Source organism: Sphingopyxis sp. KK2, from assembly GCF_001990265.1.
Classification (GTDB): domain Bacteria; phylum Pseudomonadota; class Alphaproteobacteria; order Sphingomonadales; family Sphingomonadaceae; genus Sphingopyxis.
On the sequence record NZ_LYVN01000305.1, the window covers coordinates 1 to 645 of the forward strand.

Annotated in this window: 1 pseudogene; it reads left to right on the forward strand. The window is 73.3% G+C overall.

The annotated features are described in order from the left end of the window. Nucleotides 1-645 (forward strand): annotated as a pseudogene (locus B1A78_RS22930) (hypothetical protein); the annotation flags it as partial.

Genomic DNA, 645 nt, shown 5'->3' on the forward strand with positions numbered 1-645 from the left:
TCGCGGTGACGCATGCCGAGGCGTGGACGATGGAGGGCGATACGCCGGTGAGCGACGCGACCATCGTCATCGAGAACGGCCGCATCGTCTCGGTCGCCGCGGGTGGTTCGGCGCCCGCCGGCGCGACGATCATCGACGCGCGCGGCAAGCCGGTGACCCCCGGCCTCGTCAACGGCGCGACGCAGATCGGGCTTGTCGAAATCTCGGGCTCGCCCGACACCAGCGACACCGGCTCGGCCGACGATCGCAATCCCGGCAACGACGTGAGCCGCGCGCTCAACGGCAATTCGACGTTGGTCAGCCTCGCGCGCGCCGACGGCCTGACGCGGGCGCTGATCTTTCCGTCGCCATCGCGCCACGCGCCGTTCAGCGGCGAGCCGGCGTTCGCGCGGCTGCGCGACGGAGTCGATATCCTCGATGTCGCCAATGTCGGCGTCTATGCCGTGATCGGCGGCGGCGCATGGGACCGGCTCGGGTCGCGCGGCGTGCAATGGACGGCGCTGCGCAAGGCGCTCGACGAGGGCAAGCGCGGCCTTGCGCCGCCGCCCGAGGCCGACGGCAAGAAGGGGCGCAAGGGCGACGGCCCTCCACCCGGCCCGCCCGGCGGGCGCAACCCCGGCGCCGACCTGATCCGCGGCGTGCTGC